Raw genomic sequence first — 18877 nt, 5'->3', positions numbered from 1 at the left:
TGACGTACAACAAACATTGTACGACATAAGCTGAAACCGTGTAGAAAAATATGAAATTTTTCTTGGAAAAGGGTGGGTGGTGGCTAAAAGGACTCTTGCAATTTCACGAATACAGCTTTTCAAAACATAAACTTTCGAAAGGGTGTCTAGTTTTGAAACTTACCATCGGCAAAAAATTAACGGGGGCCTTTTTTCTCATAGCCCTGCTGCTTGCTGTGACAGCGGGCATTGATTACTACTTTTTGACTAAATTGGATGAGTCTTACACAGATCTGCTGAACAGGCGGGCCGTCATTGTGGCAAATTCGTATCAGATGCAGGTCCAGGCGGCAAAACAGTCCAACAGCTTGCGCGGCTATCTTTTGACGGAGGACCAGCAGTTTCTGGACAGTATGGAAAAGTATCACAACCAGTTGAATCAGCTTATCAGCGATACCAGAAAGTTGGTTCAGGCGGATGAGGATCTGAAAAAGCTCCAAGAACTGGAGAATCTTAACCAACAATTTAAAGCGAAGTATACTGATCTGCTGAAATTGACTGGACAGAACGAAGATCGGAATCAAATCGTAGACCTCTTTACCAAAGAAGTGCTGCCCCTCGGGAGACAGTTGGAGCCAGTGGCAGATGAGATTGCCACCAGACAGCAGCAGCTAATGGAAGAAGGCAGCAGCGAAAATAAGAAAGCGGTTGACACTTCCATCAGCAGCATGGTTTTTCTAAGCATGAGCACTCTTGTGTTGGCACTGCTTATCGGGTATCTCATGTCCCGCATGATCTCCAGGCCAATCGTGCAGATCGCGGCAGCCGCCGAGCTGGTCGCATCAGGCGATTTGACGAAAGAGAATCTGGCGGTGAAAAACAACGACGAAATTGGTCAGCTGGCCGCGTCCTTCAATCAAATGGCCGCAAATCTTCGCGGCTTGATCAGCCAAATAAACCTGAGTGCGGAAAGCGTGGCCGCATCCTCAGAAGAGCTGTCAGCCAGTGCCGAACAGACGAGCTGCTCAGCGGAGACGATCAGCTCATCCATTCAGGAAATCGTGGTCAGTGCTGACAGACAAGCACGGGGGGCGGATGAAAGCGTCCAGGCGATCAATCAGATGTCGATCGGGATCCAACAAATCGCAGAGAACACGCAGCGCACCGCCGCCCTGTCGCTTCAGGCCGCGGAAAAATCGCTGGAGGGAAATCAAGCGGTTCAAGTGGCCGTCAAGCAGATGGACTCCTTGGAGAGCACGATACAACAATTGGCCAAGGCGGTTCAGGAGATGGGGGAGTATTCCAAGGAAGTGGGCCTGATCGTAGACGTGATGTCGGAAATTGCCACGCAGACCAATCTTTTGGCGCTGAATGCGGCGATAGAAGCGGCGCGAGCCGGCGAGCACGGACGCGGCTTTGCAATCGTCGCGGACGAAGTTCGCAAATTGGCGGAGCAGTCAGCAGAGTCGGCCAGCCGGGTCACGCAGATGATCGAAAGTATACAACAAAATACGCAGGATACCGTCGAGAGGATGGAAAGAGGAATCGCAGAGGCAAGCGAAGGAAGGCAGGCTGTACATAGCGCCGGCAGGAGGTTTGGCGAAATCAAAGGGTACGTCGATGAAGTCACCAGCCAGATTCAGCAAATATCCGCCGCATCGCAGCAGGTGGCAGCCAGCACCGAACAGGTTAAGCGTGCGGCCAATGAAATCTCCGAAGGCTCAAAACTGGTCGCTGCAAGCTCGCAAACGGTATCGGCGTCCGCCGAAGAGCAGTTGGCAACCGTGGAGGAAGTATCTTCCTCGGCGGCTTCCCTGGCACGGATGGCGGAAGAACTGCGGGCGTTGGTCGGCAAATTCAAGGTGTAAGGAAGAGATACAGGATGACAAGGGCTCGTCTGGACCGGACGGGTCCTTTCGCGTTTTTTTGCATTATCTTGGCGATAGAGCATCTGTTTTTTGACGAAATCAGCCATTGCGAAGCCTGAGGCTCAGGCGTAATATTCAATTCAACCTAATAAAAGTTTCCATTCTATTCGCTGAGTTTCCGTTATGGAAAGCGGGGGAACCAACCGTGAGGACTTTTCTCGTGTGAGAGCGGGAGGGCATCACAAGGGGTGAATCTTGCAGCACGGGCCGCCATGAGGTCCTGCTTCAAGTAGGGCGACTCTCACCGCCCGAATCCGACAGCTAACCTCGTAAGCGTATCGAGAGAGGCAACGATTGTCGTGCTTTGACACGGTTTGCTTTACCGTGTGCGAGAAGCGCGAGAAGAGGTCCTCTTCCGCAGGCTTCTTTTTTGTGCCTGAAAACAGGGACGTTTTGACAGGCTCACTTGTTGAAGACGTAAGGAGGCACTCGAATGATAGATGTATGCATGCTCCTGCTGCTTGGCGGAATGTATCTGTTGTTTTGCGGATTGGCCGCATGGTGCGGACGCGGAGCGGAAGGGAATGGGGGCGGGGAGGCATGATCATCGTGGCCGTTTTTGCCGCAGGGGTTTTTGTCTACTTGATTTACGCACTGCTGCATCCTGAAAAATTTTAACCAATCGGGGGATGGACATGGGCATTTGAAAAGCTGATTTATCGAATCGCCGGTTTGCGGGAGAGGGCCGGCATGACATAGAAGCGGTACGCGTTCAGCCTGCTGTTGACGAACGCGGTCCTTGTCGGTATCAGTTACCTGATCCTGCGGCTGCAAAATCTACTGCCGCTCAATCCGAACGGCATGGGCAGCATGGAGCCGACCTAGGCGTTCTATACGGTGGTCAGCTTTTTGACCAATACCAACCTGCAGCACTACAGCGGGGAAACAGGTTTGTCGCTGTTCTCGCAGATGGCGGTCATCACGATGACCTCCGCTTGACCCGCACATCACGCCGCAAGCGGCCAGAGTGCAGATCGACCGAATCAGCAACGTGACGGGAGTCTCGAAAGACAAGCTGGAAGCGCTGGTGGAGCAGCATACCGAAGGACGCGACCTGGGGCTTTTCGGCGAGCCGCCTGTCGATTAAAGGCGGAGCTCTACGTCATGACGGTCGTCCCGCTGCCCGTCGAGAAGCTGGACAGCGAGCAGCAAAAGAACATCGGCCGCTGGCAAAAGCTGGCCCAACAGTTTGGCGACATATAATAGTAGAAGAAGCCCGAAGCCGCAAGACTGCGCAGATCATCATCGATACCGCCGAACGATTTCACATGACGCAAATCGTCCTAGGCCACTCCGCCTCAGCAGGTGGGAAGAACTGATCAAAGGTTCGATTATCAATAAACTATTGAGGCAGTCGCGAAACATCGATTTGCACATCGTTTCGATACGGCAAACCCGCTCCTGACAGCAGGCAGTGGGTTTGCGCCATTTATCCTGATCCCGAAGCGTTCTTGGTAAAAAAGGTAAATACAGGGGGATAGAAAAATTCTAATTTAAACATTATAATTAATTCACGCAAAATATGAAAATATGTTTTATCAAAGGAGAAGTGAAATTGAACACACTAGGGAAAGTAGGCAAGTTTGTCGGCAACACCTTTGCTATCTGGGTGCTGCTGTTTGCAGCACTGGCGTTTTTTTCACCGGACTCATTTAAATGGATAGGAAAATATATTACGCCGCTGCTCGGCATCATCATGTTCGGGATGGGCCTGACCGTATCCCTTTCCGATTTTAAGGAAGTATTTCGCCGGCCCAAGGATGAGGCGATTGGCGTCATCGGCCAGTTTCTCATTATGCCGCTGCTCGCTTTTGGACTGTCCAAGGGGTTGACTCTCCCGCCGGAAGTAGCGGTAGGCGTGATTCTGGTCGGCTGCTGCCCGGGCGGAACGGCTTCCAACGTCATGACCTATCTGGCCAAAGGGGACGTTGCCCTGTCAGTGGCAGTTACCTCCGTGACGACGCTGTTGGCGCCAATTGTTACCCCCTTCCTGATCTTGTTGTTTGCCAGTCAGTGGATTCCGGTCGATGCCGGGTCGTTGGTCTGGTCGATCTTGCAAGTCGTAATTATCCCGATCGTCCTTGGATTTATTGTCAAAACGCTGTTTAAAAAACCTGCCGAAGCGGGGGCAAAAGCATTGCCGTTGATTTCGACCATCGCCATTGTGGCAATCTATCGGCAGTCGTGGCCGGCAGCCAGGAAAAAATTGCTTCCACCGGCCTGGCGATCTTCGCGGTCGTCATTCTGCATAATACGCTGGGACTTTTGCTCGGCTTTTTGTTCGCCAAACTGCTGGGGATGGACCTGGCCAAACAAAAGGCGATCTCCATTGAGGTTGGGATGCAGAATTCCGGCTTGGGCGTAGCGATTGCCACCGCCCATTTCTCTCCCTTATCCGCCGTGCCGAGTGCAATTTTCAGCGTCTGGCACAATATTTCCGGTCCGATCCTGGCGACGATCTTCAGCCGCATGAAACAAGCAGATGAGCAGGAAAGAGAGGTTAGAGCTGTATGAAACGGATATGTGTGTTCGCGGGTTCGAACCGCGGAGTAAATCCCCAATTTGAACAGATGGCAAAAGCGCTGGGCATTGAGCTTGCTGCCCGTGGTCTGGAGTTGGTCTACGGCGGTTCCAATGCCGGGTTGATGGGCTGCATCGCCAATACGGTGCTGGAGCGCGGGGGAAAGGCGATCGGCGTGATGCCGACAGGGCTGTTTCGCGGAGAGATGGTCCATACTGGCTTGACGGAACTGTATGAGGTAAAAGACATGCACGAACGGAAAGCGAAAATGGGGGAGCTGGCAGACGCTTTTGTCGCTCTGCCGGGCGGATACGGCACATTTGAGGAAGTGTTCGAAGTGGTGAGCTGGGGGCAGCTGGGGATCCACAGCAAGCCGGTCGGCCTGCTCAACACGGCAGGGTATTACACCCCCTTGATGGAAATGGTCAAAACCGCCGTGGAGGCCGGCTTTATCCCTGCTACCCACACGGAACTGCTGATTTGCGAAAACGAGCCGGCCAAGCTGTTGGAACGGCTGCACCATTATCAGCCGCCTGCGAAGACAAACAAGTGGAGCACGCCATAATAGACCCGTTATTCTTCACGCCCTTTAACGACTCACTGAGCCTACTGTCCATTGAAAACAGGACAAGCTGCGCCATGGCCAATCTACCGCTTACCAAAAACAGTTATCACGGGCCTGTCCCGGTGATAGCTGTTTTTTTGTATAAGAAAACCCCCAGTTAGACTGGGGGTTCGGGAAAGCTTATAGCTATGAGTAGCCATCCTTTGAACTCGGTGATAAGATGAGAGCCGGTCTGCCAACCGCTCACACATATCACAGGAGGACAAAGGATGGACAAGCAGTCTAGCACATACCAAATGGAACTGTAAATATCATATCGTATTTGCCCCGAAATACCGAAGACAAGTGATATACGGGAAATTACGAAGAGAGATAGGGAAGATTTTACGGGAGTTATGTGAACGAAAAGGAGTGGAGATCAACGAAGCGGAAGCCTGCGTGGATCATATACACATGTTGGTGAGTATCCCGCCTAAGTTAAGCGTGTCCGAGTTCATGGGTTACTTAAAGGGAAAAAGCTCATTGATGATCTTTGATAAGTTTGCAAATATGAAATACCGATATGGAAACCGTCAATTCTGGTGCAGAGGGTACTACGTAGATACAGTAGGAAGAAACAAAAAGGTAATTGAGGAATATATCCGTAACCAGTTAGTGGAGGACAAGAATTACGAGCAATTAACGATGAAAGAACTGATCGACCCGTTTACGGGTGAGTCGGTGAAAAAGGGCAGGTAAAGGAGCCCCTTTTCAGGGGCCGCCCGAGGTAACACGCGGTTGGCAGACTTTCAGCGCGCCTTTGAGGCGCTTGCTTGTAACATGCCCTTATAGGGCTAATGGAAGCCACCGGCTAAGCCGGTGGTTATGACTGAAACAAGGATTTTCTTAATAGATAGACAGGAAATCCATCTGCGATTTGAAGTATTTCTTATTTCATTATTTGTGTACCAACATGAACGAAGCAACAGCGTAATCTTATCATTCCTTGAAAAAACGCTTAACGGCAAGCAGAATACGATATTCGATCTCGACCGTAAAGATCTGCTGGCGCCGGATTTGAAGATCGTTCAATAGATGACATTATCGCTATCGCCCGATTGGCTGCAGCCGCTTTCGGGCGTTTTTTTGCTTTACCCCGATGAGAGTAAAGCCCCAAAGGGTTGGGAAGAACAAAACGTACAAAAAGTGTAATCAAACGGGAGCTCTTGCGTCTAACTCTATACTTAACGAAAAAGGTGGAGGAAAACTTGGATAGAAAAGAGCAGATCGAACAGTGGTTTGTACGCTACAGCAACGACGTGTACAAATTCCTTGTTTACTACACCGGAAACAAGGATGTGGAGGATCTCGTACAAGAAGTCTTTATCAAAGCGATAAAAGCGTTTGACACATATGAAGGAAGAGCCAATCCCAAAACCTGGCTGCTGACGATTGCCCGCAATGCGGCCATTGATTACGGGCGAAAACGGCGGCTCTTGAGTTGGCTTCCCGAAAGCCTGCTGCAGAATGTGAGGACGGAGGAAAAGACTCCGGAAGAGATCCTGAATCTACATGAAGAAAAACGCGAGCTGTACGAAGCGCTGCAGCAGATGAAGCCGGCTTATCGCGAAGTGCTGATCCTGCGGGGGATCAAGGGATTGTCACCGAAAGAGACGGCTGCGATTTTGCAATGGAGCGAATCCAAGGTGAATACCACGCTGCACCGGGCGGTCAAGGCACTGAAAAGCAAGGTTGAAAAACAGACGAAGGGGATGATCAACAATGTCGTATAATCCTGACCGCGAGACACTGGAGAAATTGTCCAGCCTTCCTGACATCAAGCTTGATCCGCAGCGGCAAAAAGAGATGCTTGCCATGTTGAGAGAGAGCGAAAGCAAGTGGAGCGGGCGTGAAAAGGTTCATCATCGGTTTGCCGCTTTGGGAAAAGGGCTGGCTGTCTGTACTGCCTTGGCGGGGGCGTTTTGGCTGGGAACGTATTGGGTACATTCCGACAAAGAGATTTCCTTGCCAGTCAAACCGCCGGCAGGCAGCCAGGGAACACCTGCTCATGAAAAGGAAATGCCGATCGCGTTCCCGTCCGGCGAACAGGATGCCAGTCAAACCCTGCTGAAAAACATGCTGGAGCTTGCCCGCCAAGGAAAAGCGATCAATACGGACTTCGGAGTAGAGACCGGAATGTACGACACCCTCGAAGCAAAATGGGGTCAGCCGGATCAAACCTACTACACCAATGGCCTGACCTACGGTTCCTACGCCAAGCACGGGGTGGATCTCGGCTACAACAAGGGGATGCAGATTACAGAAATCCGCTCCTATGACCCGAGAGTAAAGGAGGTTGCCTTGTCCCAGGTGAAACAGGCATTAGGCGAGCCGGATCGGATCACCAGCAATACCGATCAGACTGTCTATGTGTACAACGCCAGCGATAAGTACCAGTTGCGCGTCGTCTTTCCCGCTGTTTCCAAACAGACCCCTGATCCTCACCTCGACCACGTAAGCGTGCTGTATCCGCAGGGAACTGTCAACCTGATGGCGAACACCAACGGAGACGAACTGGTGCGGACTACGGCGGAAATGGCAAAAGAAGGAAGGGTGGTCAATGCCGAATTTGCCCTCGAGACGTCCGACTCTGCTCCAATTGAAGAGAAGTGGGGAAAACCGGATCAATCCGATTACGTAAACGGTTTAACCTATGCGGTATATCAAAAGCATGGCGTCGTGTTCGGGTATAACAAGGGGATGCAGACTGTGGAAATTCGTTCGTACGACCTGCGTTTGCAGGAGCTTCGCCTGTCGCAGGTGAAGAAGATATTGGGCAATCCGGCAAGCATCAACAAGGCTGGCGGCGAGGCAATCTACGTCTACAAGGTCAGTCCCAAATACGAACTGAAAATCGTCTTCCCGGAGCCTGGCGCCAAAGAGCCCGATCCGTACGTCAACCACATCAACGTGATTTATCCAAAAGGTACCGTCAATCATATGGCTGGCTGATGAACCTTTCATCCGCAAAGGAACGGTGATCCCATTTGCAACCCATACCCGACCATCTCGCCCCTAACCTGGATATCTTGTTTGTCGGCTTTAATCCCAGCCTAAAGTCAGGCGAGACAGGGCATCACTATGCGAATCCGCACAACCGTTTTTGGAAGATCCTGTACCAATCCGGGCTGACACCGCGCCTGTACAGCCCGGAGGAGGACCAGGACCTGCTCGCCATCGGCTACGGCTTTACCAACATCGTCGAGCGGCCGACCCGAAATGCGGCGGAAATATCCAGGGAAGAGTACGCTGCGGGCAGGGAACAACTGAAGAAAAAAATAGAGCAGTACCGCCCCAGGATCGTCTGCTTCGTTGGAAAAGGAGTGTACGAACAGTACAGCGGCCGGAAAGACGCGGGCTGGGGAGTTCAGACGATGCCCGTCGTTCCCGGCGTGTGTGAATTCGTCGCTCCTTCGTCAAGCGGGCTGGTCAGAATAAAATTGGACGAGATTGTAGAAATTTATCGTCAGTTGGTCAGACTGAAAGAGAGGCAGAATTTCTGTTAAGAAACGAAAGGAGACTGGCATGCTGAAGAGGATCAGTTTATTTGTGCTGGTCAACATTCTCGTCATTGTTACGATCGGCATCGTGACCAGCTTGCTTGGGGTGCGCGGCTATATCACCGCGAAGGGCATTGATTACAGGGCATTGCTCGTCTTTAGCGCAGTGGTTGGATTTACCGGGGCGCTCATCTCCCTGGCACTCTCCAGGTCGATGGCAAAGTGGATGCTGGGTGTCCGCGTGCTCAAAACCAACGGTTATTTGCATTCGCCAGAGCGTGAGCTCGTGGAAGAGGTCCATCGTCTGTCCCGTCAGGCAGGACTTCGCGTCATGCCGGAGGTGGGCATCTACAACTCGCCTGAGGTAAATGCATTTGCGACCGGCCCGACCAGAAACCGTTCACTGGTAGCTGTATCACATGGGCTGCTGGAGCGGCTGGATGACAGTGCGATTCGCGGGGTTATCGCTCATGAAGTGGCGCATATCGCCAATGGGGACATGGTGACGATGACCCTGCTGCAAGGAGTCATCAACACCTTTGTCGTCTTCCTGTCGCGTATATGCGCACTTGTCGCCTCTCGCTTTGTACGGGAGGAGACTGCGCCCTTGGTGCATTTTATCGCGGTGATTGTCTTCGATATCCTGTTTTCCATCCTGGGCAGCATTCTGGTGATGGCCTACTCGCGCTACCGCGAATACCGTGCGGACGCCGGCGGCGCTCGCCTGGCCGGACGGGAGCAGATGATCCATGCGCTGCGCTCGCTTAAATCGACGGTTCAATTGATCGATACCGACCAGCAATCGGTCGCAGCGCTCAAGATCAACGGCAAAAAGAGCGGTTTCCTCGGCCTGTTTGCCAGCCATCCCGATCTGGATGACCGCATTCGCAGACTGGAAGAGTACGCCGGGTGATCCGGCCGGACGGGATGGCCGGATCACTCGTGCTCTGGCCGCCTGGCTATTCCGTTCATCAAAATATCCATCGTCAACGCGACCTGCTCGTCTTCATCCAGCATGCGGTATTCTTCCTGGCCGACCGTGTATTTGAAGGTAACAAGCCCCAATATCAAGGAAAAGATCACGCGGAAGATGACTTCAGGCGGCAGCGGCCGCAGCTCGCCGGCATCGATCCTCTGAAGGACGAACTGACTGGCGAGCTGTTTCATCTCCGTAGCGACCGTGTACAGCAGGGCCTGGCGCAGCTCTTCGTGGAAAAAGGCCTCCTGAAGCAGGATGCGAAAGTGCTTTTCATTGGCCGCGATCAACTCCAGCCGGTTTTTGTAGAGCCGAGCCAATACGTCGGCAAACGACCTGTCGTTGTTGTCGGCGAGGATCTTTCGGACGTCCTTTAGGATATAGGGGACGGCTATTTTGGTGATGGCGGGGGCAACTACGGCAATGAGAATATCCTTTTTCGATTTATAGTGCCGGAAGATGGTTCCTTCGGCCACGCCTGCTTCTTTGGCAATTTCGCTTGTCGAACTGGCGTGAAAGCCCTTTTCGGCAAAAAGCTTGATCGACGCCTCCAGGATTCTGCGCTGTTTTTCCGTCATCTTGTCTTCCCGCTTGATCTCCTCAAGAAATGTCTGCAGGACTTCTTCAAAACCGCTCTCGTTCATCGCTCTTTTCGTTCCTTCCTTTCTAATCCAACTGCTTGCGGAAACGCAGTATGGCGACTGTAATGATCAGACAGGAAAAGATCACCATGCCCAAAGTATCCTTCCAAAGCGCGTCGAGGCCGACACCTTTCAGAAAAATACCGCGTAAAATTTCCAAAAAATACGTGAGCGGAACAAGCCCACCCAACCATTTTATCACGAGCGGCATCGTTTCGCGCGGGAACATGAAGCCGGACAACAGCACGCTCGGCAGGATCAAGGCAAAGGAGACCTGCATCGCCTGCAGTTGTGTCCTGGCCACGGTCGAGATGAAGATGCCAAGCGTCAGCGTCGTGATCAAAAACAGGACGGACAGGGCGAACAACAGCGGCAAGCTGCCCTTGATCGGCACCCCGAACCAGAGAGTCCCAAACAAGAGGACGATGGAAAAGGAAAACGAACCGATAAAGACGTAGGGTGTTATTTTTCCCGTCAAGAGTTCGATCGGGCGAATCGGCGTGACGTTCAGCTGCTCCATCGTTCCCCGCTCTTTTTCCCTGACCAGCGAGAAGGCTGTCAGAATCATCGTGACATTCTGCATGATCAAACCGATCAGCCCCGGGATGTTAAAGACGATGCTTTTCATATTCGGATTGAACAGGATCCGCGCCTCGGCCTGCAGCGGCTGTTCCAGCTTCCCGAAGCCTTCCTTTTGCAGGTTTTTCTCCTGGATGGCCATCGCTTTTTGCTGGACGATCAGCTGCGCGTTGGCAGAGGCTGTTCTGGCGATATTCGGGTCGGAACCGTCGATCAAGAGCTGGACGGCGGCCGGTTCGCCTCTGTCAAGCTGTTTGGCGTAATCGGGCGGGATGACCAGGCCTACGTGGACGCTGCCGCTGTCAATCAGCTTTTCCAATTCCGCGTAACTGCTTACGTAGGAAACGGCCTGAAAGATTTCCGTATTGGTAAAATTGGCGACGAGCTCACGGCTTTGGGCCGTCTGGCTCTGGTCCCAAACCGAGGTGGCAATCTCGTCGACATCCGTGTTGATCGCATAGCCGAACAAAAACAGCATCATAAACGGAAGGACAAGCGCGATGGCCATGCTGGGTCTGTCACGCTTGATCTGGATCATCTCTTTCTTGACGATGGCCCGGTAGCGGGAGAGGCTGAAGTGCTTCATTTTGATCCCGCCTTTTGACCCAGCTCCGCTTGGACCGTTTCCTGCTGCTGCACCAGCGTGATGAACACATCTTCCAGGTTGTCTGCGTTCATCTCGGCAATGAGCGCGCTCGGCGTTCCGTGGGTCAGCAGATTGCCAAAAAAGATAAAGCCGATTTCATCACAGGTCTCTGCTTCATCCATGTAGTGGGTGGTAACGAGGATCGTAATCCCATCCCTGGCCAGCTCGTGGATCACATCCCAAAAGATTCGGCGCGAGACGGGATCGACTCCGGCGGTCGGTTCATCCAGGATGAGCAGTTCCGGGCGGTGAAGCAGGGCACAGGAGAGGGCGAGGCGCTGCTTCCAGCCGCCGGAAAGCGAGCCGGCAAGCTGCTTTTCCCGGCCTGTCAGCCCGGCCATTTCGATCAAACCGGCCTGGCGCTGCTTTAATTCCCGGCCTGTGATTCCGTAAACACCTGCGTAAAACTGCAGGTTTTCCGCTACCGTCAAGTCTTCGTAGAGGCTGAATTTCTGCGACATATACCCGATCCGCTGCTTGATGGACTCGCTTTCCTTCGTGACATCGAAGCCCAGGACGGTACCCGAGCCGGAGGTGGGGACCAAGAGGCCGCAGAGCATCCGGATCGTCGTCGATTTTCCGGAGCCGTTGGGACCGAGAAAGCCGTAGATCGAGCCTTTTTTTATGGAAAGGGTTAAATCGTTGACGGCAATGCGGTTATGGAACTTTTTAGTCAAATTTTGGCACTGGATAGCGAAACTCATTTTTCCCGCCCTCCTTCGGTAAGGAAGACGTCTGCCGGCATGCCAGGCTTTAACCGATCCAGTCCGTCTTTTAACGTGATGGTAACGGCGAATACCATCTTGGTGCGCTCGTCTCGCGTCTCGATGTGCTTCGGGGTAAATTCCGCCTTGTCGGAGATGAAGCTGATAGTGCCGCCAAACCGCTCGCCAGGGTAAGCATCGACAGCGACTTCAACCGGCTGGCCTGCCTTTAGCTTCCCGAGATCCGCTTCGGGAATGTAGACCTTCAGCTTGAGGCTGTCGTTTTTCATCATCGTAAACAGGGCGGATCCCGGCTTCACCACTTCACCTTGGGAAACGTTCCTGCGCAGGATGACACCGTCGTGCGGGGCAGCAATGTTTGCCTGCTCTGCCTGCAATTCGGCGATTCCAAGCCTCGCTCTGGCTTGGGTCTCAGCTGCGAGCAGCGCCTTTAAGGTGTAGCTGGTGCTTCCTTCCTGCAGCAAATCCAGCCTGGCTGCGGCGTCACTGGCTTGCGACCGGGCCATTCCGATCTGTGCCTGGGCCGCATCCATCTCGCTTTTAGCGCTGTCGGCCTGGGACCGGGCCGCCGATACCTGGGCCGTCAGCTGTTCCACCTGTGTCCGGGCCTGGCTGACCGCTTCCTGCTGTGCTTCGTAATCTCGCTTCGTGACCGCTCCATCCTGATACAGCCGGGTGATCTCGTCCTGCCTGGCCTGCTGGTAGGCAAGGGACCGTTTTGCACCTTCCAACTGGGCCGTCGCCTGCTGCAGCTGTTCCTCTGCCCGCTGGTAATTGGCCTTCGCCTGGCGCGATCGGGCCTGCGTCTGGGCGACATTTGCTTCGGCTTGCTGCACCTGCGCCGCTCCCTGGCGCAGGCTTTGGTCGCGCGTGCCAGCCTTGGCTTCTTCCAGCTTGGCGGCAGCCTGATCCAGGTAGGCTCTGGCCTCATCTACCTGCAGACGCAAGGTGCTGTCATCGATTTTGGCGACGATCTGGCCCTGTTTAACCGGAGCGCCTTCATCCGTTAGCAGCGTAATGACTTTTCCGCCTGTTTCCGCTGCGATCGGGAGTTCGTCCGCCTCGATAGTGCCCGACATCGCCCAGTCGCTGTCTGGCGAACAGCCAGTGACCAGCAGGAAAGAGAGCAGCGTAATGATGGGAAGACTGCGGGAGAACATGGGAATTCCCTCCTTGTAATTTTTCAGAAGTGAGTACTCACTCATTTATGATTCCTATTATATGATGCAGCTGTTTTTTTGCAAGCAGATTTTTACAAGGGGATCTGCGGGCCGTATCACTTCTGCGGTTTTTTCCAAAAATGCGCCGAAACTCGTCCAAACTCAGGTACAATCAGAATAGTGCAGTGCGCCAATAATGTGAGATGGAGTGTGTAAACGAGAGATGACAAGATTGGAGAATGATTGGGAGAGCTTGCTGGAAGCGGATTTTCAAGCGGAATACTACGTCCGGCTGCAGCAGTTTTTAGATGAGCAATATCGCCAGGAGGTCGTTTATCCTGAACGGGACGATCTCTTTTCAGCCTTAAGGCTGACTTCCTATGCCGATACCAAGGTCGTGATTTTGGGACAAGATCCGTACCACGGGCCCGGACAAGCTCACGGACTCAGCTTCTCTGTCAAACCGGGAGCGAAAATCCCTCCTTCCCTGAAAAATATCTACAAGGAACTGCAGGACGATCTGGGGTGTTACATCCCGAATAACGGCTATCTGGTAAAGTGGGCCGAGCAGGGCGTACTGTTGTTGAACACCGTACTGACCGTGCGGGCAGGCAGCCCCAATTCCCATAAAGGAAAAGGCTGGGAGAACCTGACCGACCAGATCATCCAGCTCGTCAATCGCCGCGAAAAGCCGGCGGTGTTTATGCTTTGGGGCAACCATGCCCAGGTAAAGCGGCCGTTGATCGATGAAAACCGGCACTGTATCTTGTCATCGGCCCATCCCAGCCCGTTTTCGGCCCGCAAAGGGTTTTTCGGCAGCAAGCCCTTTTCTGCGGCCAATCGCTTTTTGCAAAAAATCGGGAGCTCGCCGATCGACTGGCAGATTCCCCATATCTGAAAATGGATCTAAGCTGGCTGGAAAATAGTGTACTGATGGAATACCCCGCACCGTAAGTTAGGAGTAAAAGTGTATGGCGGGGAGGAAGTTTTCATGTTGCTGCGCTATGTTTACGACGAAAAATTGGCTCACGCCTCGTATTTGATCGGCTGTCAGGCGACGGGCGAGGCGATCGTCATCGACCCGTCCCGTGATGTTGCCCCGTATCTCGCAGTCGCCAAAGCGGAGGGCCTGCGGGTTGTGGCTGCTGCGGAAACCCATATTCATGCCGATTTTGTTTCCGGGGCACGCGAGTTGATGGAAGTGCACGGGGCAGTCCTGTACCTTTCGAACGAAGGGGGAAGCGAGTGGCAGTACCTGTACGCTGACGGGGAGAAGCACCGGCTGCTGCGGGACGGCAACCTCTTTCGGATCGGTAAAATATCGTTTGAGGTGATGCATACTCCCGGGCATACGCCGGAGAGCATTTCGCTTGTCGTGACAGACCGCGGAGGCGGGGCTGATCGGCCCATGGGGATCTTTACCGGGGATTTTGTCTTTGTCGGCGACGTGGGGCGGCCTGATTTGCTGGAGCGGGCCGTAGGCGTTGCAGGGGCTTCCAGGGCCGGAGCCAGGCAGATGTACGCGTCGCTGCAGCGGTTTAAAGAACTGCCCGATTATCTGCAGGTGTGGCCTGCCCATGGCGCGGGGAGCGCCTGCGGCAAAGCGCTGGGAGCGGTGCCTTCCACGACCGTAGGCTACGAAAAGATGTTTAATTGGGCGCTGTCCTGTACCGATGAGGATTCTTTTGAAAGCGCCTTGCTGGCGGGACAGCCGGAGCCTCCGAAGTACTTTGCGAGGATGAAACAGGTGAATAAGGCAGGCCCGGCACTGCTTTCAAGCTTGCCTGTCCCGGATGAGGTGGAGTGTGCTCCGCGGGCGGTGGAAGCGCTGCTCAGGAGAGGAGAAGCCATCCTCGATACGCGGGCCAGCAGCCATTTTGCCAAAGGACACATCGCCGGCACCATCAACATCCCTTACAATAAATCCTTTCCCAATTGGGCCGGCTGGCTGATCGATTACGAGCGGCCGCTCTACCTGTTGGCGGATCCCGGCCGTCTGCCGGACATTCTGCGGGATTTGCGCGCTGTCGGAATCGACAATGTGCCCGGCTATATCGATGCCGCCATCATCCGAAAGTACCAGGAAGCTGGCTTGCCGCTGGAGACGTATGGCGAGGTCACCCCTGCCGAGATCTCGGGTCAGGTCAGGGCGAACGATGTACACGTCATCGACGTCCGAAACGAGAGCGAATGGCAGGAAGGACATATCCCCCAGGCCCGGCACATCATGCTGGGGACGCTTCCTGACCGGATTGCCGAAATACCGGCTGACAAGCCGATATTGCTTCACTGCCGCTCGGGTGCGCGCTCGGCTATCGCCGCCAGCATATTGCAGGCGAATGGCATCAGACGGGTGTTAAACCTGACCGGCGGCTTCCTGCGGTGGGAAAAGGAAGGATTGTAAACAAAAAACCAAGGCGCCATGGGGCGGTGCCTTGGTTTTTTGTTCTCTCATGGCCTGCTCGTGGCAAACCGACCTACGGAAAACATGGAAATATCCAACGGTGTCTCTCCTGCGGTAATCAGCTGGCTGGCGATCTCCCCGACGGCGCTGGCGAATTTGAACCCGTGTCCGGAGAAGCCGGCGGTGAGCACGACGTGCGGGTACAGCGGATGCCGGTCAATGATAAAGTCCCTGTCGGGGGTGAGCGTGTAGAGACAGATCTTGCCCTGCTTCAAGCGGCCGGCAGCCTGCGGCATGTACCTTTGCAGGAAGCTGCGCACATCTCCTTCGTCTTCCGGATAGGCTCCGAATTCGCGATTGACCTGATTCGGATCTGTCTGCTGGCCTCCGTCATGCCGCCCGATCTTCAAGCCCGTCCCCGCAAAGCTGGGGAAACCGTAGTAGTCTTCTCCCTGCAGGTTGAAGGAAAAAGCGGGAAAAACCTCTGGATTATAGAGTGCTTCGTCTGCTTCAAACCAGGCGACGGCTTTTCGTGTGGGCTGAAGGGCGAGCTCAAGGTCCAGGGAATCGAGCATCTGCTTCATCCAGGCGCCGGCGCTGAGCACCAGGGCATCGGCATGGTATGCTGCTTCATTCGCGCGGACGGTCGCTCCGGCGGGATGAAGCTCAATTTGCTGCACGGATGTGTACGGGAGCAGTTCGGCTCCGTACTGGACAGCCAATTTGCGGTAAGCCGACAGGCATGTTTCACTGAACAACACGCCTGAAGACTGCTCAAAACAACCGGTAAATCCATCCGGGACGGTGATGCCCTTCCAGCGGTAGCGGATTTCTTCCGCGTCCAGCACTTCAATCGGCAGCGAGTATTGCTGCGCGCTGGCGATGACGCCGCGAACAAAAGTACACCCCGGTTCTTCGGCGCAGAGCACTCCCGTCTGCTGGAACAGCGACTCTCCCGATTCCTGCTCCAGTTCATTCCACAGCTGCTGGGCTCTCAATACGAGCGGAACATACTGCGCCCCTTCGCCGTAGGCATGCCGGATGATCCGAGTGTCGCCGTGATGGCTGCCCATCGTGTGCGGCGGGTCGTACGCATCGATGAGCAGCGTGCTTTTGCCCTGTTTTGCCAGGAAATAACCGGCGGCCATCCCCATTGATCCGGCTCCTACAACGATCACGTCGTAGTGTTTGCTCATGTACTTCAACTCCCTATCTAATTGGTTTTTTCCGAATCGGCGAAAAAGTCTCTCCTAGGGAAATTATCCAACAAGGGAGCCGTTTCGTCCAGTTACCTGTCGATGATGGCTTTTATTTGTCGGGAGAATTGAGTAAGATTATGCTTGGGAGAGGGGGAGAGACAATGTCGTACAAAATCGTATTTTTTGACATTGACGGAACCTTGTTAAACAAAGAGAACCGGATTCCTGCAGATACGAAGGAGGCGGTCAGACGCTTGAAAGAGCAGGGAATCCAGGTGGCGATCGCCACAGGCAGATCGCCCTATCATCTGGCATCCATCGCTTCGGAACTGGAGATTGACACCTATGTGAGCTTCAACGGTTCCTATGTTGTCTGCAAAGGGGAAGTCGTGTACGCCAACAGCCTCAGGCAGGAGAGCTTGTCCCGTTTGGAAAAAATCGCGAAGGAGCACGGCCATCCGCTCGTCTATTTAAGTGAGAGCGAATGCTACGCAAATAGCGAGCAGCATCCGCAGGTGATCGAATCATTTCACTATTTGAGCCTGGATCCGCCAGACTGTCAGACTGATTTTTGGCAGGGCCAAAGCATCTACCAGGCCTTCCTGTACTGTCAGGAACACGAGGAATCCCGGTATGCCGGTATGGTACCCGACGTTTCGTTTATCCGTTGGTATCCGTTCGCATTGGACGTTTTGCCGGCGGGAGGCTCCAAGGCGAAAGGAATTGAGGCGCTGCTGAGCCATCTGGGACTCTCTGCAGCCGATGCGGTCGCTTTCGGCGACGGGCTGAATGATCGGGAAATGCTGAATTTTGTCGGGATGGGCATCGCAATGGGCAACGCTCGTGAAGAGGTCAAATCGTTTGCCGACATGACGACAAGGCATGTAAACAACGGGGGCATCAGCTACGGATTGCAGAAGATCGGTTTGATCCGATAACGACGAAAAAACGCGAATAGAACTGTTCGACCGAAGCATTTTTTAGGGGAATGCTTCGGTTTTTTCATATTCGAGTATGTAGAGCATGAATAAAGCTGTGGAGAGACTTTCTCGATAGCCTTTTTATACTTTAAATTAATTTAATTTAATCTGCATTTTTTCTTTAAATCTCTCAATTATTCTTTCTTTTGAGGGACACATCATCGCCTTCTATCAACAAGAGGGTGCAGGTTTGTCGTCAATGACGATGCAGAGCACTTTCATCTGAATTTTCAGAAATGCAATCACTTGTAAAGCGTTTGGAGAGGAGAGAGAACGATGAAGAAGATCATACGATTGATGATCTTAATCGTAACTGCCACCCTGCTGATTTTTGCCATATACAACATCTATTCCAGCGCCAGCAAAGCCAGCGATAACCGTTCGGGTGCAAGCAACGCTTCCGATATCGCCGATAGTCGGGTGTATAAGGTTGTCGTCGATCCGGGACACGGCGGCAAAGATCGGGGCGCGACCGGCGCCAGCGGACATTATGAAAAGGACTTTACATTGCAGCTTGCGCAGAAAGTGAAGGAATTGTCGGAGCAAGAAACGCAATTCGAGGTTTATATGACCAGAACCGACGACACCTTTATTTCCACAGTTGATCGGAAGAGACCTGAGTTTGCCAAGCGACAGGGCGCGGATTTATTTATATCCATTCACGGCAACACGTATGACGACCCCGACGTTTCGGGTACAGAAACGTATTATTACCACGAGGAATCGCTTCCCCTGGCTAAAATCATGCACAAACAAGTGGTTGAAGCGACCGGATTTCGGGACCGCGATGTGAAAAAAGAGGACTATTTCGTTCCGAAAGATACGGACATGCCAGCGGTGCTGCTGGAAGTGGGTTATTTAACGAATCCACAAGACGAGGAGCAACTGCTGATGGACGATGTTCAATACCGCATTGCCGCTTCCATTGTGGACGGAATAAAAGAATATTTGAAAATGAAATAGGTACAAGAGAGGAATATGGAAATGGTAAAAAATGGTTTACACTCTACTGATCGGGATCGTCGCATACGACGC

18 protein-coding genes, 2 pseudogenes and 1 riboswitch are annotated in these 18877 nt (G+C 53.3%); of the genes and pseudogenes, 15 read left to right on the top strand and 5 right to left on the bottom strand.

All coding sequences use genetic code 11. The annotated features are described in order from the left end of the window. The first annotated feature begins 152 nt into the window (after nucleotides 1-152). The 11 genes and pseudogenes from ACI7RC_RS14160 to htpX all read left to right on the top strand — a co-directional run bounded on the left by ACI7RC_RS14160 (nucleotide 153) and on the right by htpX (nucleotide 9445). Nucleotides 153-1847: a methyl-accepting chemotaxis protein gene (locus tag ACI7RC_RS14160; protein WP_408108869.1), complete on the top strand. Its 1695-nt coding sequence runs from the start codon at nucleotides 153-155 to the stop codon at nucleotides 1845-1847. 158 nt (nucleotides 1848-2005) lie between these two features. Continuing rightward, nucleotides 2006-2199: riboswitch (cyclic di-AMP (ydaO/yuaA leader) on the top strand. 206 nt (nucleotides 2200-2405) lie between these two features. Further along, nucleotides 2406-2525 carry a K(+)-transporting ATPase subunit F gene (gene kdpF, locus ACI7RC_RS14155; RefSeq protein ID WP_161605041.1) on the top strand — a complete coding sequence of 40 codons (120 nt, stop codon included), beginning with the start codon at nucleotides 2406-2408 and terminating at the stop codon, nucleotides 2523-2525. A gap of 24 nt (nucleotides 2526-2549) precedes the next feature. Beyond that, nucleotides 2550-2834: pseudogene (locus tag ACI7RC_RS14150) on the top strand (potassium-transporting ATPase subunit KdpA); the annotation flags it as partial. Between the two features lie 40 nt (nucleotides 2835-2874). Next, nucleotides 2875-2994 carry a potassium-transporting ATPase subunit C gene (locus ACI7RC_RS14145; protein ID WP_408108868.1) on the top strand — a complete coding sequence of 40 codons (120 nt, stop codon included), beginning with the start codon at nucleotides 2875-2877 and terminating at the stop codon, nucleotides 2992-2994. Between the two features lie 468 nt (nucleotides 2995-3462). Beyond that, a pseudogene (locus ACI7RC_RS14140) lies at nucleotides 3463-4421 on the top strand (bile acid:sodium symporter family protein). After that, the gene (locus ACI7RC_RS14135; protein ID WP_408108867.1) at nucleotides 4418-4993 is read left to right on the top strand and encodes an LOG family protein; all 576 of its coding nucleotides are present in this window, start codon (nucleotides 4418-4420) and stop codon (nucleotides 4991-4993) included. The pseudogene ACI7RC_RS14140 and the gene ACI7RC_RS14135 overlap by 4 nt, the downstream one beginning before the upstream one ends. A 249-nt stretch (nucleotides 4994-5242) precedes the next feature. After that, nucleotides 5243-5731, top strand: coding sequence for an IS200/IS605 family transposase (gene tnpA, locus ACI7RC_RS14130; RefSeq protein WP_408108873.1), 489 nt, complete (start codon nucleotides 5243-5245; stop codon nucleotides 5729-5731). A gap of 509 nt (nucleotides 5732-6240) precedes the next feature. Continuing rightward, the gene (locus ACI7RC_RS14125; RefSeq protein WP_408108866.1) at nucleotides 6241-6765 is read left to right on the top strand and encodes an RNA polymerase sigma factor; all 525 of its coding nucleotides are present in this window, start codon (nucleotides 6241-6243) and stop codon (nucleotides 6763-6765) included. Next, nucleotides 6755-7984 carry a YjgB family protein gene (locus ACI7RC_RS14120; protein ID WP_408108865.1) on the top strand — a complete coding sequence of 410 codons (1230 nt, stop codon included), beginning with the start codon at nucleotides 6755-6757 and terminating at the stop codon, nucleotides 7982-7984. The genes ACI7RC_RS14125 and ACI7RC_RS14120 overlap by 11 nt, the downstream gene beginning before the upstream one ends. A gap of 35 nt (nucleotides 7985-8019) precedes the next feature. Beyond that, nucleotides 8020-8538, top strand: a complete 519-nt coding sequence (gene mug / locus ACI7RC_RS14115) for a G/U mismatch-specific DNA glycosylase (RefSeq protein WP_408108864.1) — start codon at nucleotides 8020-8022, stop codon at nucleotides 8536-8538. 19 nt (nucleotides 8539-8557) lie between these two features. Then, entirely contained in the window at nucleotides 8558-9445 is an 888-nt protein-coding gene (gene htpX / locus ACI7RC_RS14110) for a protease HtpX (protein WP_408108863.1), read from the top strand. A 23-nt stretch (nucleotides 9446-9468) separates the two neighbouring features. Here htpX and ACI7RC_RS14105 read toward each other — a convergent pair whose 3' ends face one another. The 4 genes from ACI7RC_RS14105 to ACI7RC_RS14090 are packed head-to-tail and all read right to left on the bottom strand — an operon-like array spanning nucleotide 9469 to nucleotide 13259. Next, nucleotides 9469-10152 (bottom strand): TetR/AcrR family transcriptional regulator, encoded by a 684-nt coding sequence (locus ACI7RC_RS14105; protein WP_408108862.1) that lies wholly within the window; start codon nucleotides 10150-10152, stop codon nucleotides 9469-9471. 22 nt (nucleotides 10153-10174) lie between these two features. Then, nucleotides 10175-11314 carry an ABC transporter permease gene (locus ACI7RC_RS14100; protein ID WP_408108861.1) on the bottom strand — a complete coding sequence of 380 codons (1140 nt, stop codon included), beginning with the start codon at nucleotides 11312-11314 and terminating at the stop codon, nucleotides 10175-10177. After that, on the bottom strand, nucleotides 11311-12078 hold the full coding sequence (locus ACI7RC_RS14095; protein ID WP_408108860.1) for an ABC transporter ATP-binding protein: 768 nt from the start codon (nucleotides 12076-12078) through the stop codon (nucleotides 11311-11313). Before ACI7RC_RS14095 ends, ACI7RC_RS14100 begins: the two co-directional genes overlap by 4 nt. Next, entirely contained in the window at nucleotides 12075-13259 is a 1185-nt protein-coding gene (locus tag ACI7RC_RS14090; protein WP_408108859.1) for an HlyD family secretion protein, read from the bottom strand. The genes ACI7RC_RS14095 and ACI7RC_RS14090 overlap by 4 nt, the downstream gene beginning before the upstream one ends. Nucleotides 13260-13482: 223 nt before the next feature. Here ACI7RC_RS14090 and ACI7RC_RS14085 point away from each other — a divergent pair, with 223 nt between their 5' ends. After that, nucleotides 13483-14157, top strand: a complete 675-nt coding sequence (locus ACI7RC_RS14085) for a uracil-DNA glycosylase (RefSeq protein ID WP_408108858.1) — start codon at nucleotides 13483-13485, stop codon at nucleotides 14155-14157. Between the two features lie 93 nt (nucleotides 14158-14250). Then, on the top strand, nucleotides 14251-15663 hold the full coding sequence (locus ACI7RC_RS14080) for an MBL fold metallo-hydrolase (RefSeq protein WP_408108857.1): 1413 nt from the start codon (nucleotides 14251-14253) through the stop codon (nucleotides 15661-15663). A 47-nt stretch (nucleotides 15664-15710) separates the two neighbouring features. Here the strand turns inward: ACI7RC_RS14080 and solA are convergent, their stop codons facing one another. Then, the gene (gene solA / locus ACI7RC_RS14075; protein ID WP_408108856.1) at nucleotides 15711-16859 is read right to left on the bottom strand and encodes an N-methyl-L-tryptophan oxidase; all 1149 of its coding nucleotides are present in this window, start codon (nucleotides 16857-16859) and stop codon (nucleotides 15711-15713) included. Between the two features lie 164 nt (nucleotides 16860-17023). On the opposite strand from solA, the gene ACI7RC_RS14070 reads away from it, so the two are divergent. Both ACI7RC_RS14070 and ACI7RC_RS14065 read left to right on the top strand, forming a co-directional pair. After that, nucleotides 17024-17800 (top strand): Cof-type HAD-IIB family hydrolase, encoded by a 777-nt coding sequence (locus ACI7RC_RS14070; RefSeq protein WP_408108855.1) that lies wholly within the window; start codon nucleotides 17024-17026, stop codon nucleotides 17798-17800. A 318-nt stretch (nucleotides 17801-18118) separates the two neighbouring features. Further along, on the top strand, nucleotides 18119-18805 hold the full coding sequence (locus ACI7RC_RS14065; RefSeq protein ID WP_408108854.1) for an N-acetylmuramoyl-L-alanine amidase family protein: 687 nt from the start codon (nucleotides 18119-18121) through the stop codon (nucleotides 18803-18805). Nucleotides 18806-18877: the final 72 nt, after the last annotated feature.

The organism is Brevibacillus sp. B_LB10_24 (assembly GCF_046036945.1).
In the GTDB taxonomy this organism is placed as follows: Bacteria; Bacillota; Bacilli; order Brevibacillales; family Brevibacillaceae; genus Brevibacillus_C.
This window is presented reverse-complemented; position numbering and strand designations above follow the sequence as displayed.